Below are 24,530 nucleotides of genomic sequence, written 5' to 3' on the forward strand. Positions count from 1 at the left end.
AGGGCCGGCAGGCGGCGCGAGGCCCCAAGGATACTCAGGCGGGGCCAGCGGGGAAGATACCCGACATGCCGATGAACCCGGGCAGGTGTCGGAAATCCCAGACCCAGTGCCGCAGGGCGGGAAACTCGTCGAGCGAGATGCCGCCTTCGCCGGCCAGCGCCACGTACGGAAAGCAGGCCAGGTCGGCGATCGTCGGCTCGGTCGCCGCGGCCAGCCAGCGCAGGCCCGTGCTGGCCTGCTCGGCGAGGTGGTCGTCGAGCACGCGGAACACGGCCCGCGCGCCTGCGCGGCAGGCCTCGATGTCGAGATGGCGGTAGCCGAGCGCGTCGTGCAGCCGCGCGGCCGAGGCGGTGCGCGTGATCTCGTCGGCCGTGGCGAGCCACATCGCGACCTGGCCGCGCAGCTTCGGATCGTCGGGGTACCAGCGCCGCTGCGCGTCGTGGCGGCTCGCGAGGTAGACCAGGATGGCCTGCGCATCGCGCAGTACGAAGCCGTCGTCCTCGATCACCGGGATCTGGCCGAGCGGATTGAGCTCGGCGAGGAACGCGGCCGACTTGTGGGCGCGCCCCGGGTGGAAGTCGACCGGCACGATCTCGTGGGGCACGGCCAGCCAGGCCAGCAGCTGCCGCACCTTGAAGCAGTTGCCCGAGAGCGGGTAGTCGTGGAGTTTGAGCAGCGTCGTCATGCGGCGGCCCTCGTGCCGAATCGCATGCCGCGTTCGCGCAGCCAGCGGCGGTAGGTGACGGAGGCGGTGTCGCCGCGCGTCGGCGTCTCGGCGCGGCCTTCGAGCGGCATGCGCTTGAAGGCATGGTTCTCGAGGATCGGCTTGTCCTGGCCGAAGATGGTGTGCTGGAACGCGATGAGCTCGGCGTCGCTCGACACATCGTCGAAGTACGCGATCAACGCGTGGGCGATCACGTGCTCGTCGTCCAGCGGCTGGAGAAACAGGCAGATCGCGTCCCGTGCCTCGGGACGCAGGCTCGACTTGTAGAGCATGGCCGAGAAGGGCTGCATCACGCGGTAGGTGTAGCGCACGTCGGCGCCGCTGTCGTGCGCGGCCGAGGCGCGCGGCTGCCAGAAGCGGCAGTCGGTGGCCCAGATCTCGCCGGTGGCGGGCTCGATCGTCACCCGGTACGGGGCGACCTCGGTGTGCGGCACCTTGCCGAGGTAATCGGCATGCACGAAGGGAAAGTGCGCCATGTCGAGGAAGTTCTCGATCACGCGCAGGCCCGACACCGCGACGCCGATGCCGCCGCAGTCGACGAGGCGGCGCCCGGGCTCGGTGTATTCGGGAAACTCGAACAGCGGCCGCGCGGGCCGGCCGCTGGGGCAGACCCAGAGGTAGCCGTGGCGCGACTGCACGGAAAGCGGCTGCGCGCCGAGCCGGCATTGCGGCGTGCCGTCGGCCTCGGCCCACAGCGAGAGCGTGGCGCCGAGCAGGCAGGTGGTGTAGGGCTGCCGCTGCGAGCGGCCGGCGAGCGCGCTCGCGGGGCCGACGACCAGCCAGTCGTCGAGCATGTTGGGGTCGTCGGTGACGAAGGGCATCGTGCTTCCTTCAGGTCTCGGTTGGTTCGATGTCGCCGCGCAGGGTCCGCGCGGCCGCGTGCAGGGTCTTCATGGCCTCGGAGCCCGGGGCGGTCTCGGCCCACAGGTGGATGAAGGCCAGCTGCGGCTGCGCGTCGAGCAGCAGCGCGACGGTCGGCGCGCCGCCGAGCATGCCGCGCCATGCGCCTGGGGCGGCGCCGGCCGCGAAGCCGTGCCGGACGAGCGCCTCGCGCACCTGTTGCGCACCGGCGCGCAAGGTCAGCGTGCGACAGAAATGCCAGCCGGCCGGCACGGCATCGGCCAGCGCTTGCGGCGCCGATGTCGTCATCGAGCCCTCGTGCGCCAGGTTCACCCACACCATGCCCGCCGCGTCGACCGCGCCGAACACCCTGGCGCAGACGTTGCGCGGCGCGGGCATCGCCGGATGGGCGGGAATGCCGACGCACTGCCCGTTGCCCGCGGCGTACTGCCAGCCATGGTAGGCACAGGCGAGGCGGTTCTCGACCACCTGGCCGAGCGTGAAGCGCACGCTGCGGTGCGGGCAGCGGTTCTCCCAGGCCTGGGCCGCGCCGTCGGCCGAACGCCAGAGCGCGAGCTCCTGGCCCTCGGCGAAGCCGGCGACGATGTTGGCGCCGGGGCGCAGGCCGGCCGAAGGGGCGACGGGGTGCCAGGGGGACGCGGTGGGATGGGTCATGGGGTTCTCCGTGGGGCATGGCATAGCATTCGCCACGCCCGCGCCGACCGTACCGTGTCCCGCCCTCCGATGAAAGCCACATGCAGAGACGCAACTTTTCATTTCTGAAACGGACCACCTTCGCCTACAGGGAGCGCGCGTGACCGGCATCGACCTCGCGCTGGTGCAGGCCTTCGTGCTCGTCGTGCAAAGCGGCAGCCTCACGCGGGCCGAGAGCCTGTCGGGCGTGTCGAAGGCCACCTTGAGCCGGCAGCTCACGCGGCTGGAGGAGCTGCTGGGCGCGCAGCTGCTGATGCGCAGCTCGCGCCGCATCACCGCGACCGAGGCGGGCCGTGCCTTCTTCGTGCGCTGCGAGGACCTGCTCGGCGAGGTCACGGGCCGGCTCGAGACGGCGCGCACCGAGATCCAGGAGATCACCAGCGGCGTGTCGGGCAGCCTCTCGCTGCTGTCGGACACCCAGTTCAGCACTTCCTTCGTGTGCCACGTGGTGAAGCTGTTCCTGGAGTCGCATCCCAATGTGCGCTGCCAGCTCGATGCGGCGAGCCGGCCGAACGCGCCGGGCATCGGCGACGTGGACTGCTATGTGTGCTCGGAGCCGCCCGATGCGCCGAACCTCGTCGCCAAGCTGCTGGGACAGCTGAACTACGGCCTCTACGCGAGCCCGCAGTACCTCGAGTGCCACGGCACGCCGCGCGCGCCCGACGATCTCGCGGCGCACCGGGCGATCGTGATGCGGGAGGCCGCGGGGCCGTCGCAGGTGCTGCTGGTGTCGGGCGCATCGGGCCGTCATGCCTACCGGCCCGAACCCGCCTTCGAGACCAACGACCACTGGGTGATGAAGACCTTCTGCATCGACGGCCTGGGCATCGCGCTGCTGCCGGCCTTCTTCGTGCGGCCCGAGCTGGCGCAGGGCGTGCTGGTGCCGGTGCTGCCGCAGTGGCAGCCGCAGCCGCGGCCCATCTACTGCGCCTACCAGCGCCAGCGCTACATGGGGCAGAAGCTGCGCGCCTTCGTCGACCTGATGGCGCGCTGCGTGGTCGACATCGACGCGTACAACCACTACGTCGGCTCGCCCGCGGCGCGGCGGGGCAGGGCCGGTGCCAGACCATAATGGCGGCCCGTCCGACGCGTGCCGCCAGCCCGATCCATCATGAAGAAAATCCTCGTCCTCAACGGCCCCAACCTCAACCTCCTGGGCACGCGCGAGCCCGAACAGTATGGCCGCGACACGCTGGCCGACGTGGAACGCCTGTGCCATGAAACGGGCGCGAAGCTCGGCGTGGCGATCGAATGCCGCCAGACCAACCACGAAGGCGTGCTGGTCGACTGGATCCAGGAAGCGGGCCGCGAGGTGGCGGCCGGCACCATGCTCGGCGTGGTGATGAACCCGGGCGCCTACACCCACACCTCGATCGCGCTGCACGACGCCATCAAGGGCGCGAGCGTGCCGCTGATCGAGCTGCACATCTCGAACGTGCATGCGCGCGAGGAGTTCCGCCACCGCTCGTACATCTCGCCGGCGGCGCGCGGGATCATCGTGGGGCTGGGCGTGAAGGGCTACACGCTGGCGATCGCCGCGCTGGTGCCCTGAACCTCGGCTAGTACAGCGCCCGCGGCGCCGAGGCCTTCCAGCTGCGGCTGATGCGGCCCTGCGCATCGACGCTCTCGAGGTGCACGTCGAAGCCCCACAGCCGCGCCACGTGCTTGAGCACCTCCTCGGCGTCGTCGTGCAGCGGCAGGCTGTTGCGCTGCGTGTGGCGCAGCGTCAGCGAACGGTCGCCGCGCATGTTGACGTTCCAGACCTGGATGTCGGGCTCGCGGCTGCCGAGGTCGTACTGGCGCGACAGCGATTCGCGCAGCGCCTGGTAGCCGCTGTCGTCGTGGATCGCCGAGACCTCGAGCTCGGATTCGCTCTGGTGGTCGCGGATCGCGAACAGGCGGAAGTCGCGCATGGTCTTCGGGCTCAGGAACTGGCCCACGAAGCTCTCGTCCTTGAAGTTGCGCATCGCGTAGTCGAGCGTGGCCACCCAGTCGCTGCCCGCGAAGTCGGGGAACCAGCGCCGGTCCTCGTCGGTGGGCTTCTCGCAGATGCGGCGCAGCTCGGTGTACATCGCGAAGCCGAGCGCGTAGGGGTTGATGCCGCTGTAGGCGCGGTGGCCCACGGGCGGCTGGAAGATCACGCCGGTGTGCGAGCTCAGCCACTCCATCATGAAGCCGTCGTCGAGCTGGCCGCGGTCGTACATGGTGTTGAGCAGCGTGTAGTGCCAGAAGGTGGCCCAGCCCTCGTTCATGACCTGGGTCTGGCGCTGCGGATAGAAGTACTGCGCGATCTTGCGCACGATGCGCACCACCTCGCGCTGCCAGGGCTCGAGCAGGGCGGCGTTCTTCTCGATGAAATAGAGCAGGTTTTCCTGCGGCTCGAGCGGAAAGCGCGGCGCCGATTCCGAGCCGGCGTTCTGCTCGCTGCGCCGCGGCAGCGTGCGCCAGAGGTCGTTGACCTGCTGCTGCATGTGGCGCTCGCGCTCGGCGCGCTGCGCACTCTCCTGCGCCAGCGAGCGCTTCTGCGGACGGCGGTAGCGGTCCACGCCGTAGTTCATCAGCGCATGGCAGGAGTCGAGCAGCTTCTCGACTTCATCGACGCCATGGCGCTCCTCGCATTCGGCGATGTAGTGCCGCGCATAGACCAGGTAGTCGATGATCGAGGACGCATCGGTCCACATGCGGAACAGGTAGTTGCCCTTGAAGAAGCTGTTGTGGCCGTAGGCCGCGTGCGCGATCACCAGGGCCTGCATGGCCATGGTGTTCTCCTCCATCAGGTAGGCGATGCAGGGATCGGAGTTGATCACGATCTCGTAGGCCAGCCCCATGTGGCCGCGGCGGTAGTTCTTCTCGGTGGCGATGAACTGCTTGCCGTACGACCAGTGCCTGTAGATCATCGGCATGCCCACGCTGGCGTAGGCATCCATCATCTGCTCGGCCGTGATGATCTCGAGCTGGTTCGGATAGACGTCGAGGCCGTAGCCGCGCGCGGTGCGCGCGATCTCGGTGTGGTAGCGCTCGATCAGGTCGAAGGTCCAGTCCGAGGGGCTCGGCAGCCGCTCGAGCCTGCCCTGCGGGATGGTGGCGGCGGTCGGCAGCGGCGGTGCCGAAGGAGGGCGGTCGGCGGAGGTCATGCGCTGGCTCCTTCCTTCTTGAACAGGTCGCGGAACACGGGGTAGATGTCGCTGGCCTCGGACACCTTGCGCATCGCGAAGTTGGGCTCGATGCCCTCGAGCTGCGCGTATTCCTGCCACAGGTTCTGCTCGGTCTCGGCCACCTGCACGTAGGCGTAGTAGCGCACCTTCGGCAGGATGTGCTCCTCGAGCAGCTGGCGGCAGCGCCCGCTGTCCTGGTGCCAGTTGTCGCCGTCGCTGGCCTGCGCGCCGTAGATGTTCCATTCGCCGCTGGGGTAGCGCGCGCGCACGATCTCGTCCATCAGCACCAGCGCGCTCGACACCACGGTGCCGCCGGTCTCGGTGGCATGGAAGAACTCGTCCTCGCTGACTTCCTGCGCCTGCGTGTGATGGCGCAGGAACACCAGGTCGATGGTCTCGTAGTGCCGGGTGAGGAACATGTACAGCAGCATGAAGAAGCGCTTGGCCATGTCCTTGCGCGCCTCGTCCATCGAGCCCGAGACGTCCATGAGGCAGAACATCACGGCCTTGGCGCTGGGAACCGGCGTCTTCACGCGGTTGCGGTAGCGCAGGTCGATCGGATCGATGTAGGGCACGTGGCGCGCGGTACGGCGCAGCTCCTCGATGCGCGCCTCGGTCTCGGCGATCTCGTTCTGGATGAAGGGCTGCGTGGCCTGCGGATGCGCCTTCAGGTGCAGCAGGTGCGCCTCGAGCCGGCGCAGCTCCTTGCGCGGTTCGCCGCCGAGCGCGATGCGCCGGGCCAGCGCGCCGCGCATCGAGCGCACCACGTGCAGGTTGTTGGGCGTGCCGTCGCTGGTGAAGCCCGCGCGGTGGCTCTTCCATTCGGGCACGTCGGCGATCTGCGTGCGGATCAGGTGCGGCAGCGCGAGATCGTCGAAGAACACGCGCATGAACTCCTCGCGCGTGAGGTGGAACACGAAGTCGTCGTTGCCCTCGCCGCTGTCGCTGGCCTCGCCGCTGCCCGAGCCGCCGCCCTGGCCGCCGTCTGGGCGCTTGATGCGGTCGCCGCGCACGTACTCCTGGTTGCCCGGGTGCACGTACTCGCGGTCGCCGCCGCGCGCATGGCCGAAGACCGGCTCCGACACATCGTGGCGCGGCAGCGTCACATCCTCGCCCTGTTCCAGTTCGCGGATGTTGCGGCCGCTCACGGCCCGCCGCACCGCCTCCTGGATCTGGCCGCGGTAGCGCCGGAGAAAGCGCTCGCGGTTGCCGATGGACTTGTTCTTGCCCGAGAGCCGGCGGTCGATGATCTGCTGCAGGATGGCCACGATGGTTTCAAAGCTCCTTGCAAAACGATGGGCGTTGGCGTGCGCCGGTGGCGCGCGCGACGGCTACGAACTCTTGCGCACGCGCAGGTACCACTCGCACAGCAGGCGCACCTGCTTGGCGGTGTAGCCCTTCTCGACCATGCGCGTGACGAAGTCCTCGTGCTTCTTCTGCTCGTCGGCGCTGCTCTTGGTGTTGAAGCTGATCACCGGCAGCAGCTCCTCGGTGTTGGAGAACATCTTCTTTTCGATCACCGCGCGCAGCTTCTCGTAGCTGGTCCAGGCCGGGTTGCGGCCGTTGTTGCCGGCCCGCGCGCGCAGCACGAAGTTGACGATCTCGTTGCGGAAGTCCTTCGGGTTGCCGATGCCGGCCGGCCGCTCGATCTTCTCGAGCTCTGCGTTGAGCGAAGCGCGGTCGAAGACCTCGCCGGTGTCGACGTCGCGGAACTCCTGGTCCTGTATCCAGTAGTCGGCGTAGGTCACGTAGCGGTCGAAGATGTTCTGGCCGTACTCGCTGTAGCTCTCGAGGTAGGCGGTCTGGATCTCCTTGCCGATGAACTCGGCATAGCGCGGCGCCAGCAGCTCCTTGATGTAGCTGATGTACTTCTGCTCGACCTCCTGCGGGAACTGCTCGCGCTCGATCTGCTGCTCGAGCACGTACATCAGGTGCACCGGGTTGGCGGCGACCTCGGAGCTGTCGAAGTTGAAGACCTTCGAGATGATCTTGAAGGCGAAGCGCGTGGAGACGCCGCTCATGCCCTCGTCGACGCCCGCGTAGTCGCGGTACTCCTGGATCGACTTGGCCTTGGGATCGGTGTCCTTGAGGTTGTCGCCGTCGTAGACCTGCGACTTGCTGAAGATGCTCGAGTTCTCGGGTTCCTTCAGCCGCGTGAGCACCGACAGCTGCGCCATCATGCGCAGGGTTCCGGGCGCGCAGGGCGCCTGGGCCAGCGAGGAGTTGCGCACCAGCTTCTCGTAGATCTTGATCTCCTCGGACACCCGCAGGCAGTAGGGCACCTTGACGATGTAGATCCGGTCGAGGAAAGCCTCGTTGTTCTTGTTGTTGCGGAAGGCCTTCCACTCGCTCTCGTTGCTGTGGGCCAGCACGATGCCGTCGAAGGGGATCGCGCCGAAGCCCTCGGTGCCCTTGAAGTTGCTTTCCTGCGTGGCGGTCAGCAGCGGATGCAGCACCTTGATCGGCGCCTTGAACATTTCCACGAACTCCAGCAGGCCCTGGTTCGCGAGGCACAGGCCGCCCGAGTAGGCGTAGGCGTCCGGGTCGTCCTGGGCATAGGTCTCGAGCTTGCGGATGTCGACCTTGCCGACCAGCGAGGAGATGTCCTGGTTGTTCTCGTCGCCGGGCTCGGTCTTGGCCACCGCGATCTGGCGCAGCACCGAGGGGTAGCGCTTGACTATCTTGAACTGGCGGATGTCGCCGCCGTACTCCTCGAGCCGCTTGACGGCCCAGGGCGACAGGATGCGCTGCAGGTAGCGGCGCGGGATGTTGTATTCCTTCTCGAGGATCTCGCCGTCCTCGGCCGCGTCGAACAGGCCGAGCGGCGATTCGTTCACCGGCGAGCCCTGGATCGAGTAGAAGGGCACGTGCTCCATGAGCTGCTTGAGGCGCTCGGCGATCGAGCTCTTGCCGCCGCCGACCGGGCCCAGCAGGTAGAGGATCTGCTTCTTTTCCTCCAGGCCCTGCGCGGCGTGGCGGAAATAGGACACCACCTGCTCGATGGCCTCCTCCATCCCGTAGAACTCCTTGAACGCCGGATAGATCTTGATGACCTTGTTGGCGAAGATGCGCGAGAGGCGGGAGTCGTTGCGGGTGTCGACCAGTTCGGGGTCGCCGATGGCCTTGAGCATGCGCTCGGACGCGGTGGCGTAGGCCATCGGGTCTCGTTTGCAGAGTTCCAGGTATTCCTGCAGCGAAAGGACTTCCTCGCGAGTGCGCTCGTAACGCGCTGCAAAGTTGCTGATCACATCCATGGTCACGCCTCCGTCAAGTCAGCGGGCCTTTAAAGCCCGAAATCCTGCAGTCCGAAAGCGTCGCATCTTTTGAAAAGGTGTGGCCGCCCAGGGCTGCATGCCTTGGAAAACTCCCTTAAACACAATCTGCACAATCAGCATAAAGCAAAGAGTGCACCCAGGAAATAGTTGTTAATTCAGAACCACAGTCACGAGTAAAGTTCAACAAAAAATTCGTGCACGAGTTTGCGAATTCCAGCTAAATTCCCAGGTTCCGCAAACCGGTTCGGGTAAACCAGTCTGCCAGTGAAAATACCTATGGCAATCGACATATGCGTCCTTTGCGTGTTTTAACGGCAAGCACCTCCTATTGAGCCCACTGACTCAAAAAAACAACGCTGTCCTTCAATAACGCGGCAGCTCCCGTTTGGGTTTATTGCTCATTCAAAAAATATCTAAAAGCAATCTACGCGCCATCTTTTGATGAGCGGCGCGCGCGCTGCGGCGTGGGAAAGCGCGCCAGTTGCGAGTCGGAGGGAAGCGGGAGAACGCGCCGTTGTGGTGCGTGGCACCGAAGGCGTTCGAGGGGCACCGTTCGCGTGCGTGGACGCAAACAAAAGGCCGCAGGGGCCTCGAGGCCGTGGCGCACCCCTCGTGCGCCACGGTTCAGCACGGCAGGGCCGTGCGTTTCGTCCTCAGCTGAAGAATTCCTTGGCCTTGTCGAACCAGCCCTTGTCGGTGGGACTGTGCTTCTCGCCGCCCTTCTTGAGCGACTCGTCGAGTTCCTTCAGCAGCTTGCGCTGGTGCTCGGTGAGCTTCACCGGCGTCTCGACGCGCACGTGGCAGTAGAGGTCGCCCGGATAGCTCGAGCGCACGCCCTTGATGCCCTTGCCGCGCAGGCGGAACTGCTTGCCGCTCTGCGTGCCGTCGGGAATGTCGATGGCCGCGTTGCCCTTGAGCGTGGGCACGTTGATCTCGCCGCCGAGCGCCGCGGTGGTGACGCTGACCGGCACCACGCAGTGCAGGTCGTCGCCGTCGCGCTCGAACAGTTCGTGCTTCTTGAGCCGGATCTCGATGTAGAGGTCGCCGGGCGGCCCGCCATTGGTGCCGGGTTCGCCGTTGCCGGTGCTGCGGATGCGCATGCCGTCGTCGATGCCGGCCGGGATCTTCACTTCCAGCGTCTTGTTGTTCTTGATCTTGCCCTGGCCGTGGCAGGTCGCGCAGGGCTCGGGAATGATCTTGCCGCTGCCGTGGCAGGTCGGGCAGGTCTGCTGCACGCTGAAGAAGCCCTGGCGCATCTGCACCGCGCCTGCGCCGTGGCAGGTGGTGCAGGTGATCGGCTTGGTGCCCGGCTTGGCGCCGGTGCCCTTGCAGGTGCCGCAGTCGTCCCAGCTCGGAATGCGAATCTGGGCTTCCTTGCCCTCGGCCGCTTCCTCGAGCGTGATCTCCATCGCGTAGCTCAGGTCGCTGCCGCGGAACACCTGGCGCCCGCCGCCGGCGCGGCCGCGGCCACCGCCGCCGAACACGTCGCCGAAGATGTCGCCGAAGGCTTCCGCGAAGCCGCCGAAGCCTTCCGCGCCCGGGCCGCCGCGCATGTTGGGATCGACGCCGGCGTGGCCGTACTGGTCGTAGGCCGCGCGCTTCTGGCCGTCCGACAGCATTTCATAGGCTTCCTTCACCTCCTTGAACTTGTCCTCGGCGTCCTTGCTGGTGTCGCCGTGGTTGCGGTCCGGGTGGTGCTTCATCGCGAGCTTGCGATAAGCCTTCTTGATTTCGTCGTCGCTCGCGTTCTTGGGAACGCCGAGGGTTTCGTAGTAGTCGCGTTTGGTGGCCATGGCAGGTTCGGTCGGGCGGCGGGGCGGTCTTCAGGTCTCTTCGGGAACGGGGATCGATCGAAGCGAGAAAGGCTGGAGCACCCTTCCAGGTGTTCCAGCCCCGTTCGACCGAGCGGACGATCAGTCCTTCTTCTTGACTTCCTTGACCTCGGCGTCGACCACGTTGTCGTCGGCCGGGGCGCTGCTCGCAGCTTCCGCGCCAGCCGAGGCACCCGGGCCGGCGGCGGCACCGGCCGCGGCCTGCGCGTCGGCATACATCTTCTCGCCGAGCTTCTGGCTCGCGGTCATCAGCGTGTTGGTCTTCTCTTCGATCGCGGCCTTGTCCTCGCCCTTGACCACGTCCTCGAGTTCCTTGATCGCGGTCTCGATCTTTTCCTTCTCGCCGGCATCGAGGCTGTCGCCGTGCTCGCCCAGCGACTTGCGCACGCTGTGGACCATGGCCTCGCCCTGGTTGCGGGCCTGCACCAGCTCGACCTTCTTCTTGTCCTCGGCCGCGTTGAGCTCGGCGTCCTTCACCATGTTCTGGATCTCGTCCTCCGACAGGCCCGAGTTCGCCTTGATGGTGATCTTGTTTTCCTTGCCGGTGCCCTTGTCCTTGGCGCCGACGTGCAGGATGCCGTTGGCGTCGATGTCGAAGCTCACCTCGATCTGCGGCGTGCCGCGCGAAGCCGGCGGGATGCCCTCGAGGTTGAACTCGCCGAGCAGCTTGTTGCCCGCGGCCAGTTCGCGTTCGCCCTGGAACACCTTGATCGTCACGGCCGGCTGGTTGTCTTCCGCGGTCGAGAAGGTCTGCGCGAACTTGGTCGGGATCGTGGTGTTCTTCGTGATCATCTTGGTCATCACGCCACCCATGGTCTCGATGCCCAGCGACAGCGGGGTCACGTCGAGCAGCAGCACGTCCTTGCGGTCGCCCGAGAGCACCTGGCCCTGGATGGCGGCGCCGACGGCCACGGCCTCGTCGGGGTTCACGTCCTTGCGCGGGTCCTTGCCGAAGAAGGCCTTCACCTTCTCCTGCACCTTGGGCATGCGGGTCATGCCGCCGACCAGGATCACGTCGTTGATGTCGCTCACGCTGATGCCGGCGTCCTTGATGGCCAGGCGGCAGGGCGCGATGGTGCGTTCGATCAGCTCGTCGACCAGGCTCTCGAGCTTGGCGCGCGTGAGCTTGATGTTCAGGTGCTTCGGACCGGTGGCGTCGGCCGTGATGTAGGGCAGGTTGACGTCGGTCTGGGCGCTGTTCGACAGCTCGATCTTGGCCTTCTCGGCCGCTTCCTTCAGCCGCTGCAGCGCGAGCACGTCCTTGCTGAGGTCGACGCCCTGTTCCTTTTTGAACTCGCCGATGATGTAGTCGATGATGCGCTGGTCGAAGTCCTCGCCGCCGAGGAAGGTGTCGCCGTTGGTCGACAGCACTTCGAACTGCTTCTCGCCATCGACGTCGGCGATCTCGATGATCGAGACGTCGAAGGTGCCGCCGCCGAGGTCGTACACGGCGATCTTGCGGTCGCCCTTGTCCTGCTTGTCGAGGCCGAAGGCCAGCGCCGCGGCGGTGGGTTCGTTGATGATGCGCTTGACGTCGAGGCCCGCGATGCGGCCGGCGTCCTTGGTGGCCTGGCGCTGGGCGTCGTTGAAGTAGGCCGGCACCGTGATCACGGCTTCGGTCACGGCTTCGCCGAGATAGTCTTCGGCGGTCTTCTTCATCTTGCGCAGGATGTCGGCGCTGACCTGCTGCGGGGCCATCTTCTTGCCGCGCACTTCCACCCATGCGTCGCCGTTGTCGGCCTTGGCGATGGTGTAGGGCATCAGGTCGATGTCCTTCTGGACTTCCTTCTCCTCGAACTTGCGGCCGATCAGGCGCTTGATCGCGTACAGCGTGTTCTTGGGGTTGGTGACGGCCTGGCGCTTGGCCGAGGCACCGACCAGCACTTCACCGTCTTCCTGGTACGCGACGATCGAAGGCGTGGTGCGCGCGCCTTCCGAGTTCTCGATCACGCGCGTGGTGTTGCCTTCCATGATCGACACGCACGAGTTGGTGGTGCCGAGGTCGATGCCGATGATCTTTGCCATGTTCTGTACTCCTGAAACCTGAAAAATATGTTGTTATGAACTTGTGGATAACCCGGGTCTATTCAAGGGAAGAAACGGGGTTTTCCTGTGGAATTCGTGTGGACGAGAGGGGAAGGGCGCAGCGGCTTACTTCGGGGCGCTGACGGTGACCAGCGCGGGGCGCAGCACGCGCTCGGCGATGGTGTAGCCCTTCTGCAGCACGCCCACCACGGTGTTCGGTTCCTGGTCGGCGGGCACCACCGAGATCGCCTGGTGCTGGTGCGGATCGAACTTGCTGCCGGGGGCCGGCGCGATCTCGATCACCTTGTTGCGCTCGAGCGCGCTCTTGAGCTGGCGCAGGGTGGCTTCGGCGCCTTCGCGGATCTGCTCGGGGGTGGCGTCCTTGATGGCGAGACCGGCCTCGAGGCTGTCGGTCACCGGCAGCAGGCTCTCGGCGAAGGCTTCGACCGCGAACTTGCGGGCCTTGGAAATTTCGTCGTCGGCGCGGCGGCGGGCGTTCTGCACATCGGCCTGCGCGCGCAGGTACTGGTCGGCCAGTTCGGCGTTCTTGGCCTGCAGGGCGGCGAGCTCGCCCTGGGCCGCGGCCAGTGCGTCCGCCTCGTTGGCGGCTTGCGCGGCCTCCAGCTCTTCAGGGCTGGGTTCGCCTTGCAGGGTTTGCGAATTCGGGGCGGATTGTTGCGGATCGGACATCTTTGAAGCGGATTGATCGATGGGCTGGAAACAAACGATTGCGGGCCAGTTGGGGCCCTCCGAAGGCTTTTCAAGCGAAAAAATGCGGCCAAAAGGGCCGCATGGGCATGAAAAAGGCCCTTCGCAGGGCCTTCGAGCCGAGGGCCCGCGCTCGATCAGTGGGTGTCGAGCAGCTCGACGTCGAACTTCAGCGTGGCGTTCGGCGGGATCACGCCGCCGGCGCCGCGGGCACCGTAGCCCAGCGAAGCCGGGATGATCAGCGTGCGCTGGCCGCCGATCTTCATGCCGGCCACGCCTTCGTCCCAGCCCTTGATGACCTGGCCGGCGCCGAGCGAGAAGGCGAACGGGTCGTTGCGGTCGCGGCTCGAGTCGAACTTGGCGCCCTGCACGCCGTCGTTGTAGAGCCAGCCGGTGTAGTGCACGTGCACGTGGTGGCCGGGCTTGGCTTCCGCGCCGTCGCCGACGACGGTGTCTTCGTATTGCAGGCCGGAGGGAGTGGTGGGCATGGTGAACGCTCCTTGCGTCGGTATGTTCGCGAGATGAAAGAAGGGCATCGATCCGGGGATCGAAGGCGCGGAGTTTACCGAGGCCGGAGGACGGCGCTTGCCGGACGGGGCGCCGCGGGGGTCAGTCCGCGCTTGGCGGCGGGGTCGGCGACGAAGGCGGGGAGGGCGGCGGCGAGGAGGGCGAGGGGGTGGAAGCAGTCGAAGGGGACGGCGGCGCGGGCGGTTGCGGCGCGGGCGCGGCCGGCGGCGCCGCGGCCGCGGGCAGCGCGGCGGCCGGTTGCGCCGCCGCCTTCTTGGCCTGGCCGAGCTGCCACTTGCTCGCGAAGGCCTGCAGGTCGGACAGCCGCTTGAGCAGGTCCTGGCCGCTGAGCGTGAGGCTGTAGCCGTCGCCGCCGTGGCTCACCACGCCGGCTTCGCGCAGTTCCTTGATCCGGGTGTTGAGGGTGTTGGGAGTGATGCCGCCGACGCTGTCCTGCAGCAGCCGGAAGGTCTGGGCATGGCCGTCGCGCAGGGCCCAGAGCACACGCAGCGCATAGCGGGCTTCGAGCAGCGCGAGCAACTGGCTGATGGCTGCGTTTTCCTTGGAACTCATCGTCATCATCTCCTCTGCGATCTGTGCTGCGCGGGAGGCCGGCTGGTGGGCAGTGCCTCGGCCTCGCTCTTTTTTGATGGTTGGCGGACCGCTGTCCGGCCTTCGCTCCGGCCGGGGACTATAGCTCAAATGATTACGATGCTACTAGTTTTATAGCTGTGGGCGTACGCTGCATGCGGCTCCAGAGACAAAGCGTCACATCTTCGAAAAATTCGCCATGGCTTCGCCCAGCCGGATGGCGCGCGTGGGCGCCCATTCGGAATTGAACGCCACCGCGGGCGCGGGGAACAGCATGACGACGGTCGAGCCGAGCAAGAAACGGCCCATCTCCTCGCCCTTGCGCAGTTCGATCCGACGGTCGTCGTAGCGCCATTCGCGCAGCTCGCCGCCGCGCGGCGGGTTGACCACGCCGTGCCACACGGTCGCCATGCTGCCGACGATGGTGGCGCCGACCAGCACCAGCACGAACGGGCCGTGGGCCGATTCGAAAACGCAGACCACGCGCTCGTTGCGCGCGAACAGCCCCGGCACGCCGCGCGCGGTGGTCGGGTTGACCGAGAACAGCTCGCCCGGCACGTGGATCATGCGCAGCAGCCGCCCGTCGCAGGGCATGTGGATGCGGTGGTAGTCGCGCGGACTCAGGTACAGCGTGGCGAAGCTGCCGTGCGCGAACTGCGCCGCGAGCGCCGCGTCGCCGCCCACGAGCGCCGTGGTGCTGTAGTTGTGGCCCTTGGCCTGGAAGATCTGGTCGCCCTCGATCGCACCGAACTGGCTGATCGCACCATCGACGGGACAGATCAGGTCGGTGTCGGCGAGCGGGCGCACGCCGGGCTTGAGCTCGCGCGTGAAGAACTGGTTGAAGCTCTTGTAGTGCGCGATATCGGGTTCGAGCGCCTCGTTCATGTCGACGCCGTATTTGTCAACGAAGCGCCGGATGATCCAGGTGGTGACCGCTCCCCGCTCCTTGCCCGCGACCCAGCCGGCGAAATTGGTCAGTGCCTGCTTGGGGAACAGGTATTGGGGCAGGACAGCGGAGCGATCAGACACGTGCGGAGCTTCTGGTTCTTGGATGGGAGGGGCATTCTATAAAGCGGGCCCGGCCCGGGGCGTAGGAAACTTCCCTCGGGATTTCGCGGGGAGCGAATTGCGCGGAATTCGGCGGCCGCGCCGCCGAAGACCGTTTTTCTGCCTGCTAGTCGGGCTTGATCCCCGCCGCCTTGATCACCTGCGCCCATTTCTCGACCTCGGCCTTCTGGAAGGCCGCGATCTGCGCCGTGCCGAGGTCGGTGGGCTCCATGCCGAGGTCGGTGGGCTCCATGCCGAAGCCCTTGAGCTTGTCCTGCATCTCCGGGGTCGCGAGGATGGTGCGGATCTCCGTGTGCAGCCGCTGCACCACCGGCGCGGGCGTGCCCGCGGGCACGAAGATCGCCTGCCACGACACCACCTCGAAGTCCTGCAGCCCCGCGATGCCCGACTCGGCCACCGTCGGCACGTCGGGCATCGAGGCCAGCCGCTTCGCCGAGGTGACGGCGATCGCGCGCAGCTTGCCGCTCTGGATGTGCGGGCCGGCCACCACCGTGGTGTCGAACATCATGTCGACCTGGCCGCCGATCACGTCCTGGATCGCCGGGCCGCTGCCCTTGTAGGGGATGTGCGTGAACTTCACGCCCGACTTGTAGGCCAGCAGTTCCAGCGCCAGGTGCTGCGAGGTGCCGGTGCCGGCCGAGGCCGACGAGAGCCCGCCCGCCTTGGCCTTGCTCGCTTCGAGCACGTCCTTGAGCGTCTTGTGCGGGCTCGCCTGGTTCACCACCAGCACCACCGGGTTGGTGCCGATCAGCGTGACCGGCGCGAAGGACTTCTGCGGGTCGTAGCCGAGCTTCGGATAGAGGCTCACGTTGATCGCGTGCGAGCTGATGGTGCCGCCCACCAGCGTGTAGCCGTCGGGCGCGGCGCGCGCGCCGATCTCCGAGCCGACGCTGCCGCCGGCGCCGCCCTTGTTGTCGATGATGACGCTGGTGTTGAGCACCGGGCCGAGCTTCTGGCCGATCAGCCGGCCCAGCACGTCGGTGGTGCCGCCGGCCGGGAAGGGCACGAGGTAGGTGATGGCCTTGCCCGTCGGCCAGTTGCCCTGGGCGAAGGCGTGGGGCAGGGCGGCGAGCAGCGGGGTGGCGAAGGCGCTGCGGATCAGCGTGCGGCGTTGCATGGCGATGTCTCCTTATGGTTGTGGCGAAAGGGTTCAGGGCAGATCGACGATCTCGATCCAGTTCGGGTTCTTGCCCACCGCGAGCCGTTGCGCGGTGCCGAGCGCGCCGGTCGCGGCATCGATGGTGTGCAGGGTCAGGCCATGCGATTCCTGTCCGGCCGCGATCAGGTAGCGCCCGCTCGAATCGATCGCGAAGCCGCGCGGCGTCTTCTCGGTCGGCGTCTGGCCCAGCGGCTGCAGCCGGCCGCTCGCCGCGTCGACCCGGAACGCCGACAGCGTGCTCGAGGTGCGCTCCGAGGCGTAGAGGTGGCGGCCGTCGGGCGTGAGGTGCAGGTCGGCGGCCCAGGGCTTGCCGGCGAAGCCCGCGGGCAGCGTGGTCGTGCTCTGCTCGAGCTTCAGCGTGCCGCGCTCGGCATCCCAGGCGTACACGTGCAGCGCCGCATCGAGCTCGTCGAGCAGGTACAGGTGGCGCTGCGCCTTGTCCCAGACGAAGTGGCGCGGCCCGGCCTGCGCCGCGGTGCGCGTGAGCGGCGGGTCGTTCGGCGAGAGCAGTCCCTTCTCCGCATCGAAGCGCCAGGCCGAGAGGTTGTCGCCGCCCAGGCTGGTCGCGAGCACGAAGCGGTTGTTGGCGTCGGCATGGATCGCGTGCGCGTTCGGCGCCGTCTGCACCAGCTGCTGGATCGCGCCCACCGTGCCGTCCTTGCCGATCGCGTTGACCGAGATCTTGCCGCCCTGGTAGGAGGCCGCGAACAGCCAGCGGCCGCTGGCGTCGAGGTCGATGTTGGCCATGCTGTCGGCCAGCGGCGCCTCGCCGAGCTTCTGCAGCCGGCCGGTGGCGGCGTCGATCGCCAGCGTGGCCACGCGGAACGGCTGCGAGCGCAGCGCCGCGTAGAGCAGGCGCTTGTCGTGGCTCACCGCCATCGGCATCACCGTGCCGCCGACGGCGAGCGTCTGCACCGGCGCCAGCGTGCCCTTGTCGCGGTCGAGCGCGAGCACCGAGATCTCCTGGCTGTCGGCGTTCGCCACGTAGACCCAGGTCGCGGCCTGGGCCTGCCACGCGGCCGCCGACAGCAGCGCTGCCGCGGCGACGCGCCGCGCGCGATGCGTGGCTGAGCTCATTGAAATACCTCCGTGCTTCGCACTGCGGTGCGAGCTTGCTTGGGGCGGCCCGGCGCGGCGCTCATGGCTTGATGTTGAGCTTGGTGATCAGCGCCTTGAAGTAGGCGTTGTCCTTGGCCAGCGTCTCCTTGAAGGCCGCGCCGTCGGTGTAGACGTAGCCGAGGTTCTGCTTGTCCATCACCTCGTGCATCAGCGGCTCGGCCGCGGTCTTGGCCGTGATCTCGCGCAGCCGCGCCATCACCTCGGGCGGCGTGTTCTTCGGCGCGCCCAGACCGCGCCAGGTGCCGATCGTGAGGTCGATGCCGCGCTCCTTCGCGGTCGGCACCTTCTCGAAGCCCTTCACGCGCTGGTCGGCCATCACCATCAGCACCTTGAGCTTGCCGCCCTGCACATGGGTCGTGACTTCGGCCGGGCTCACGGCCACGGCGTCGATGTGGCCGCCGAGCAGCGCGAGCACTGCGGGCGCCGCGCCCTGGAACGGGATGTGGCCGAACTTGGTGCCGGTCTTGTCCTCGAGCGCGGCCGCGGCCAGGTGCCAGATCGAGCCGTTGCCCGAGTTGCCGACGTTCACCTTGCCCGGGTCCTTCTTCGCGGCGGCGAGGAAGTCCTCGATCGTGTTCCACGGCGAGTCGGCCTTCACCGTGATCGCGGCCGGGTCGGCATTGAGCTGCGCGATCGGCTGGAAGTCGTCGTAGTTGAACTTCGCGAGACCCAGGTGCGGCAGCGTGAGCAGCTCGACCGTGAGCACCGCGAGCTTGTAGCCGTCGGGCCTGGAATTGATCACCTCGGTCCAGCCGATGGCGCCGCCCGCGCCGGGGCGGTTGACGATCACGATGGGCTGCGAGATGTGCTTGCGGCTCGCGTCCGCGAAGGCGCGCGCCAGGCCGTCGGTGCCGCCGCCGGGCTGGTAGGGCACCAGCAGCTCGATGGTGCGGTTCGGATAGTCGCTGGCCTGCGCCGAGGCCGTGCCGGCCAGGCCCAGCGAGAGCGCGGCCGTCGCCGAGAGGGCGGCGAGGCCGCGGAGGAAGTCGCTTCTTTTCATGTTGTCTCCAGTGGTTGTTGTCTCGAAAACTCAGGGCATGTACTGCCCGCCATTCACCTCGATGACCTGCCCCGTGACATAGCCCGAGAGCTGCTCCGAAGCGAGGAAGAGAAAGGCGCCCACGCACTCCTCGGGCTCGCCGAGGCGGCCCATCGGGATGCCGGCCCTGAAGTTCTCGAGCATCGCGGGCGTGGAGAAGCGGTCCTGGAACGGCGTCTGGATCACGCCCGGCGCCACCGCGTTGACGCGGATGCGGTCGCCCACCAGTTCCTTGGCCAGCCCATGGGTGGCCGTGCTCACGAAGCCCTTGGCGCCCGCGTAGAGGTAGGCGGCGGGGCCGCCGCCGGTGCGTGCCGCGACCGAGGTCACGTTGATGATGTTGCCGCTGCCCTGCTGGCGCATCAGCGGCACCGTCTCGCGGCAGAAGGCGAGCACCGAGCGCGCGTTGACATGCAGCACCTCGTCGAACAGCGCATCGTCGAACTCGGCGATCGGCACCCGCTTGACCAGGCTGCCGGCGTTGTTCACCAGCACGTCGATGCGGCCAAATTCGCTGGCGGTGCGCTGCACGCAGTCGCGGATCGCGGCCGTGTCGCGCACGTCGGCCTTGACCGCGAAGGCGCTGCCGCCGGCGGCGCGGATGGTCTCGACCACCTGGTTCGCGGCATCGGCCGAGCTGTTGTAGTGCACCGCCACGCGCATGCCGCGCGCGGCGAAGGCGATGGCCACCGCGGCACCGATGCCGGTGCTGGCGCCGGTCACGAGGGCGGTCTTGTTCCTGAGGTCTTCCATGGGGCTTCCGTCGTTGGAGAAAAAGGCCCGGCCGTCGCAGCGGCCGGGCGGTGGGTCACTTGGGGGCGATGCCCGCCACGCTCGGCGAGCGGTACTCGAGCACCCACTTGATCGTGAGCGGCGCAGCCAGGCTGAAGGCCGGCGTGCTGCAGCGGATGCTGGTCTTCAGCGCGCCGGTCGGCGTGTTGTAGTCGGCGTTCTCGCGCACGTCGACCGCCGCGCAGTCCTGCAGGCCCTCGATCTCGAAGCCCTGCACGTCGCCGTTCGCGAACGCGAAGCGATTGCCGCCGAGCGCGCTGGCGCCGTCGGAATAGCTGCCGAACTCGAGCTCGAGCTTCGCGATGTCGAGGGCGGCCGATGGCGTGTAGGTGTCGACGCGCGTGATCCGGCCGGGCTCGAAGGTATAGCGCGTGCTCGAGGTGATGCGCGTGTCCTTGATCGGATCGTTGCCCGAGGTGGCGCGGTCCATCGCATCCTGGTCGTAGCTCACGGTCAGCACCTGGCCGGCTTCGGCGATCTTCAGATTCTTCTGGTAGGCCGCGGGTATCAGCGGCTGCGAGCCCGTCGCCACGGTGAAGCGCGGCTGCAGCTGCGGCCACTGGGTGTCGGCCACGCCCGAGAGCATGTTGTAGGAGTGGGGGATCGCGAAGTAGGGGTTGGTGTAGTGGTAGGTCTTCGCACCGTTGACCACCGGCAGGCTGATCACGCGCAGGCCGTCGCGGTAGGTCACCAGGCCGCGGTCGTAGGTCGATGCTCCGCCGTCGAAGCCCGCGAACTTCGTGAGCGTGGCGCGCGGCTGGCTGTCGAGGTAGGCCAGGAAGGTCTGCGTCGACACCGGCGCCTTCTGCGCGTAGCCGGCCGACTTCCAGAGGTTGTTGGTGTAGATCAGCTGGTGCGACAGGCTCAGGTTCTCGCCCAGGATGCGTCCCTTGCCCCGGTAGCTGTCGGTGCGGCGACCTTTGAACCACATGTTGAGCGAACCCAAGTCGGCGTCGTACCAGAACTCCACGTACTTGGCCGCGATGCGCGTGGCGAAGGCATAGGCGATCTGCTTCTCCTCGTCGTTCAGCACGTTCATGTGCTCGGCCGCCGACAGCACCTCGGCGAAGGCCGTGTCGGCATAGCCCGCGAGGCTGCGGCCGTAGTCCACGCCGTTGCCGGCCGGGTTCATCCGCACCTTGATCAGGTCCACCGACTGGCGCAGCCAGCCCTTGAGCAGGGCCTCGTCCTCGGCCGACACCGTCATGCCGGTCTCGATCAGCCGCTGCATGATCTCGCCGATCAGCAGCACGCTGTAGCGGTCGAAGCGGCCGCCGCCGTCGGTCTCGTCGGAGAAGCCGAAGGCCGAGAAGGTCTTGTAGTGGTTGATCATCTTCTGCAGCAGCGCCTCGCTGGCCTCGGGGCCTTCCCAGCCCATGAGGTGGCGCAGGCGCGCGATGCTGAAGGCGACGCCGTAGTAGTTGGTCGGCAGATCGATCAGCGAGTAGTCGGCGGGGCGTACGAAGGCGGTCCAGTTGAGCTGGGTCTTGAGCTTGGCGAGCGTCGCCGCACCGATGGCCGGCTTGGCGCCATCGAGCAGGCCGGCCTTCTTGAGCTTCCACAGCGCCGACATGTAGTAGTAGATGCCCCAGCTGTCGTTGGTCATGTCGACCGTGGTGTCGGCGATCTCGCGGTAGCCGTCGAGGTACGACGCGTACTTGGGATCGCTGGCGGGCGTGTTGAGCAACAGGTACGAGAAGCCGATCGCCACCTTGCCGGGCAGGAACTTGTCGCCGCCCTTGAACACCTCCACGTCGAGTATCTTGGTGTTCTCGCCTTGCGCGCGCACCTGCTTGAACAGCCGGTCGAGCGTCGGCAGCAGATGGCTGCCCACGATCTCGTCCATCGGCGTGTTCGACAGCTTCGGCTGCGCCGCCTGCACTTCGGGCGGCACCGGCGTCTCGGGGGCCTCGGGCGGCGGGCTGTTCGCCGCCGGCGGCAGCGGCACGAACGAAGCGCCACCACCACCGCCGCCGCCACACGCGGCCAGCAGGGCGGCGCCTGCGATCATGCTCGCCACCAAACGGGTTCTTTGCATCCTCGGTCTCCTCTCTCGGTTGAAAGAAGGACGCCCGGCTCCCTTTGCCGGGTCGTCCGGAATGCCCGCGCCTGCCTCTTTTTTTTCAGGTCACGGGAGCCGGGTTGAAGAGCACCAGCGCGTTGTGCAGCTGCCAGTGCTCGGCCCAGGTCTTCTTCCGGCCGCTGGCGACGTCGAGCATCAGGCGGAACAGCTCCCAGCCCACCTCCTCGATCGTGGCGTCGCCATCGGCGATGCGGCCCGCGTTCACGTCCATCAGGTCGTGCCAGCGGCGCGCGAGGTCGCTGCGCGTGGCGACCTTGATGACGGGCACCTCGGCCAGCCCGTAGGGCGTGCCGCGGCCGGTGGTGAACACGTGCAGGTTGATGCCGGCCGCGAGCTGCAAGGTGCCGCAGATGAAGTCGCTGGCCGGCGTGGCGGTGTAGATCAGGCCCTTGTGCGTGGCCTTCTCGCCGGGCGCGAGCACGCCCGAGATCGGCGCCGAGCCCGACTTCACGATCGAGCCCATCGCCTTCTCGACGATGTTCGACAGGCCGCCCTTCTTGTTGCCGGGCGTGGTGTTGGCGCTGCGGTCGACGCGGCCCTTCTGCAGATAGTCGTCGTACCAGGCCATCTCGCGGATCATGGCCTCGGCCACTTCGGGCGTGCTGGCGCGCGCGGTGAGCTGGTCGATGCCGTCGCGCACCTCGGTGGTCTCGGAGAACATCACGGTGGCGCCCGCGCGCACCAGCAGGTCGGTGCAGAAGCCCACGGCCGGGTTGGCGGTGACGCCCGAGAAGGCGTCGCTGCCGCCGCACTGCACGCCCACCACGAGCTCGCTCGCGGGCACGGTCTCGCGCCGGCGCGCGTTCAGCCGCGCGAGGTGCTGCTCGGCCTGTCGCATGACCGAATCGATCATCGACATGAAGCCCACGTGTTCGTCGTCCTGCAGGCAGACCACGTCGAGGTCGGCATCGCGACCATCGGCGATCGGGATGCTGCCGGGCGGCAGCAGGCGCTCGGGCTGCAGCTTCTCGCAGCCCAGGCTCACCACCATCACCTCGCCGCCGAAGTTCGGATTGAGGCTGATGTTGCGAAGGGTGCGGATCGGCACGATCGCGTCGGGCGCGTCGATCGCCACGCCGCAGCCATAGCCGTGCGCGAGCGCGACCACGTCGTCGACGTTCGGGTACTTGGGCAGCAGCTCGCGCTTGATGCGCTGCAGCGCGAACTCGGTGACGCCGGCCACGCACTGCACCGTCTGCGTGATCGCGAGGATGTTGCGCGTGCCCACCGAGCCGTCGGCGTTGCGGTAGCCCTCGAAGCTGAAGCCCTCGAGCGGCGCCATCGGCGGCGGCTTGACGGTGGCGATCGGCAGGCCGTCGAGCTCGGGCGCGGTCGGCATGCGCATCACGCGCTCGTGCACCCAGCTGCCGCGCGGCAGCGCCTTCTGCGCATAGCCGATCACCACGTCGTAGCGCCGGATCGCCTCGCCTTCGGCGAGATCGACCAGCGCCACCTTGTGGCCCTGCGGCACGTTGTCGACCAGCGCGAGGCCGTCGGCGAACACCGCGCCGGCCTTCAGGCCGCCGTCGTTGGCGACGATGGCGACGTTGTCCGCCGGATGGATGCGGATGTACAGGGGAGGGCGCACGGGCTCGGTCATCAGCGCACGACCATGAACAGGCTGGGCAGCCAGGTCGAGAAGGCCGGCACGAAGGTCACGACGCCGAGCGCGAAGATCAGCGCGCCGTAGAACGGCCAGATGGTCCGCATCACCTGGCCCACCGACACGCCGCCGATCGCGCAGCCCACGAACTGGGTGGTGCCCACGGGCGGCGTGTTGAGGCCGAGCGCGCAGTTGATCAGCATCACCACGCCGAACTGCACCGAGCTCATGCCGTAGTGCTGCGCGATCGGCAGGAAGATCGGCGTGCACAGCAGGATGGTGGCCGCCATGTCGAGGAAGGTGCCGAGCACGAACAGGATGATGTTGATCAGCAGGAAGATCATCCATGGCGTGGTCGTGACCTGCGACAGCATCTGACCCGTGAGCTCGGCCACGCCGTAGAGGCTGATCAGGTAGCCGAAGGTGCTCGAGATGCCGATCAGCAGCAGGATCACGCCGGTGGTGCGCACCGCCTTCGACGCCGCCTTGATGAAGTGCTCCCACTTCAGCGTGCGGTAGACGAAGATCGTGAGCGCCAGCGCATAGAGCACCGCCACGGCCGCCGACTCGGTCGCGGTGAACACGCCCGAGAGAATGCCGCCGAGGATCAGCACCACGATGAACAGGCCCGGCAGCGCCGCGGCGAGCGAGCGCCCGACGATGTCCCAGCCCGGGAAGGTGCCAGCGGGGTAGCCGCGCTTGACCGCCACCAGGTAGGCGGCCGCGAGGTTGCTGATGGTGAGCACCGCCGCCGGCAGCAGCGCCGCGAGGATCAGCGCCGCGATCGACACCTTGCCGCCCGCGGCCAGCGAATAGATGATCAGGTTGTGGCTGGTGGGCATCAGCGCGCCGACCAGGGCCGCGTGGGTCGTCACGTTGACCGCGTAGTCGGCGTGGTAGCCCTCCTTCTTCATCATCGGGATCATCACGGCGCCCATGGCCGAGACGTCGGCCACCGGCGAGCCCGAGACGCCGCCGAACAGCGTGCAGGCCACCACGTTCGACATGCCGAGGCCGCCGCGCACGTGGCCCACCAGCGCGCGCGCGAAGTTGACGATGCGGTCGGCGATGCCGCCATACAGCATGAGCTCGCCCGCGAAGATGAAGAACGGGATCGCGAGGAACGAGAAGATGCCCATGCCCGAGGTCATCTGCTGGAAGCCGACCGCCAGCGGCAGGCCTTCGTAGAGCAGGGTGGCGAGCGCGGACAGGCCGATGGAGAACGCCACCGGCACGCCGAGCAGCAGGAGCAGCGTGAACGAGAGGCAGAGGATGAGGAGCGGGATCGTCATGATG

The 24,530-nt window shown here is 67.5% G+C and carries 21 protein-coding genes; 2 read left to right on the forward strand and 19 right to left on the reverse strand.

Annotated features, from left to right (window positions below):
• Nucleotides 1–34: 34 nt before the first annotated feature.
• Genes INQ48_10500 through INQ48_10510 form a run of 3 tightly spaced genes read right to left on the reverse strand, consistent with a single transcriptional unit; the run spans nt 35 to nt 2,239 of the window.
• The gene (locus INQ48_10500; GenBank protein ID QRF60683.1) at nt 35–676 is read right to left on the reverse strand and encodes a glutathione S-transferase N-terminal domain-containing protein; all 642 of its coding nucleotides are present in this window, start codon (nt 674–676) and stop codon (nt 35–37) included.
• A 5-nt stretch (nt 677–681) separates the two neighbouring features.
• Nucleotides 682–1,545, reverse strand: a complete 864-nt coding sequence (locus INQ48_10505; protein QRF59619.1) for an aromatic ring-hydroxylating dioxygenase subunit alpha — start codon at nt 1,543–1,545, stop codon at nt 682–684.
• Nucleotides 1,546–1,555: 10 nt separating this feature from the next.
• On the reverse strand, nt 1,556–2,239 hold the full coding sequence (locus tag INQ48_10510) for a Rieske 2Fe-2S domain-containing protein (GenBank protein ID QRF59620.1): 684 nt from the start codon (nt 2,237–2,239) through the stop codon (nt 1,556–1,558).
• Nucleotides 2,240–2,378: 139 nt separating this feature from the next.
• Here INQ48_10510 and INQ48_10515 point away from each other — a divergent pair, with 139 nt between their 5' ends.
• Together INQ48_10515 and aroQ are read left to right on the forward strand one after the other, a co-directional pair.
• The gene (locus INQ48_10515) at nt 2,379–3,350 is read left to right on the forward strand and encodes a LysR family transcriptional regulator (GenBank protein QRF59621.1); all 972 of its coding nucleotides are present in this window, start codon (nt 2,379–2,381) and stop codon (nt 3,348–3,350) included.
• Between the two features lie 39 nt (nt 3,351–3,389).
• Entirely contained in the window at nt 3,390–3,830 is a 441-nt protein-coding gene (aroQ, locus tag INQ48_10520) for a type II 3-dehydroquinate dehydratase (protein QRF59622.1), read from the forward strand.
• A gap of 7 nt (nt 3,831–3,837) precedes the next feature.
• On the opposite strand, the gene INQ48_10525 is transcribed toward aroQ, so the two are convergent.
• From INQ48_10525 to INQ48_10600, 16 genes are all read right to left on the reverse strand, one after another.
• Nucleotides 3,838–5,376 (reverse strand): SpoVR family protein, encoded by a 1,539-nt coding sequence (locus tag INQ48_10525; GenBank protein QRF60684.1) that lies wholly within the window; start codon nt 5,374–5,376, stop codon nt 3,838–3,840.
• 32 nt (nt 5,377–5,408) lie between these two features.
• Complete coding sequence (locus INQ48_10530) at nt 5,409–6,701, reverse strand: YeaH/YhbH family protein (protein QRF59623.1); 1,293 nt, start codon at nt 6,699–6,701, stop codon at nt 5,409–5,411.
• 63 nt (nt 6,702–6,764) lie between these two features.
• Nucleotides 6,765–8,687 carry a PrkA family serine protein kinase gene (locus tag INQ48_10535; protein QRF59624.1) on the reverse strand — a complete coding sequence of 641 codons (1,923 nt, stop codon included), beginning with the start codon at nt 8,685–8,687 and terminating at the stop codon, nt 6,765–6,767.
• Between the two features lie 674 nt (nt 8,688–9,361).
• Nucleotides 9,362–10,501, reverse strand: coding sequence for a molecular chaperone DnaJ (gene dnaJ, locus INQ48_10540; protein ID QRF59625.1), 1,140 nt, complete (start codon nt 10,499–10,501; stop codon nt 9,362–9,364).
• Nucleotides 10,502–10,621: 120 nt separating this feature from the next.
• Entirely contained in the window at nt 10,622–12,565 is a 1,944-nt protein-coding gene (gene dnaK / locus INQ48_10545) for a molecular chaperone DnaK (GenBank protein QRF59626.1), read from the reverse strand.
• A 126-nt stretch (nt 12,566–12,691) separates the two neighbouring features.
• Nucleotides 12,692–13,255, reverse strand: a complete 564-nt coding sequence (gene grpE / locus INQ48_10550) for a nucleotide exchange factor GrpE (protein QRF59627.1) — start codon at nt 13,253–13,255, stop codon at nt 12,692–12,694.
• A gap of 155 nt (nt 13,256–13,410) precedes the next feature.
• Nucleotides 13,411–13,761 (reverse strand): FKBP-type peptidyl-prolyl cis-trans isomerase, encoded by a 351-nt coding sequence (locus tag INQ48_10555; protein QRF59628.1) that lies wholly within the window; start codon nt 13,759–13,761, stop codon nt 13,411–13,413.
• 121 nt (nt 13,762–13,882) lie between these two features.
• The gene (locus INQ48_10560) at nt 13,883–14,353 is read right to left on the reverse strand and encodes a helix-turn-helix transcriptional regulator (protein QRF59629.1); all 471 of its coding nucleotides are present in this window, start codon (nt 14,351–14,353) and stop codon (nt 13,883–13,885) included.
• Between the two features lie 195 nt (nt 14,354–14,548).
• Nucleotides 14,549–15,400: a phosphatidylserine decarboxylase gene (gene psd, locus INQ48_10565; protein QRF59630.1), complete on the reverse strand. Its 852-nt coding sequence runs from the start codon at nt 15,398–15,400 to the stop codon at nt 14,549–14,551.
• 145 nt (nt 15,401–15,545) lie between these two features.
• Complete coding sequence (locus INQ48_10570; GenBank protein QRF59631.1) at nt 15,546–16,556, reverse strand: tripartite tricarboxylate transporter substrate binding protein; 1,011 nt, start codon at nt 16,554–16,556, stop codon at nt 15,546–15,548.
• A 33-nt stretch (nt 16,557–16,589) separates the two neighbouring features.
• Nucleotides 16,590–17,675 (reverse strand): beta-propeller fold lactonase family protein, encoded by a 1,086-nt coding sequence (locus tag INQ48_10575; protein QRF59632.1) that lies wholly within the window; start codon nt 17,673–17,675, stop codon nt 16,590–16,592.
• 61 nt (nt 17,676–17,736) lie between these two features.
• Nucleotides 17,737–18,717, reverse strand: coding sequence for a tripartite tricarboxylate transporter substrate binding protein (locus tag INQ48_10580; GenBank protein ID QRF59633.1), 981 nt, complete (start codon nt 18,715–18,717; stop codon nt 17,737–17,739).
• A 30-nt stretch (nt 18,718–18,747) separates the two neighbouring features.
• A complete protein-coding gene (locus INQ48_10585; GenBank protein QRF59634.1) occupies nt 18,748–19,509 on the reverse strand; it encodes an SDR family oxidoreductase in 762 nt (253 codons plus the stop codon).
• 55 nt (nt 19,510–19,564) lie between these two features.
• The gene (locus INQ48_10590) at nt 19,565–21,586 is read right to left on the reverse strand and encodes a hypothetical protein (GenBank protein ID QRF59635.1); all 2,022 of its coding nucleotides are present in this window, start codon (nt 21,584–21,586) and stop codon (nt 19,565–19,567) included.
• An 85-nt stretch (nt 21,587–21,671) separates the two neighbouring features.
• Complete coding sequence (gene garD / locus INQ48_10595; GenBank protein QRF59636.1) at nt 21,672–23,231, reverse strand: galactarate dehydratase; 1,560 nt, start codon at nt 23,229–23,231, stop codon at nt 21,672–21,674.
• Nucleotides 23,231–24,526, reverse strand: coding sequence for a TRAP transporter large permease (locus INQ48_10600; GenBank protein ID QRF59637.1), 1,296 nt, complete (start codon nt 24,524–24,526; stop codon nt 23,231–23,233). Before INQ48_10600 ends, garD begins: the two co-directional genes overlap by 1 nt.
• Between the last annotated feature and the right edge of the window lie 4 nt (nt 24,527–24,530).

The organism is Variovorax paradoxus (assembly GCA_016806145.1).
Classification (GTDB): domain Bacteria; phylum Pseudomonadota; class Gammaproteobacteria; order Burkholderiales; family Burkholderiaceae_C; genus Variovorax.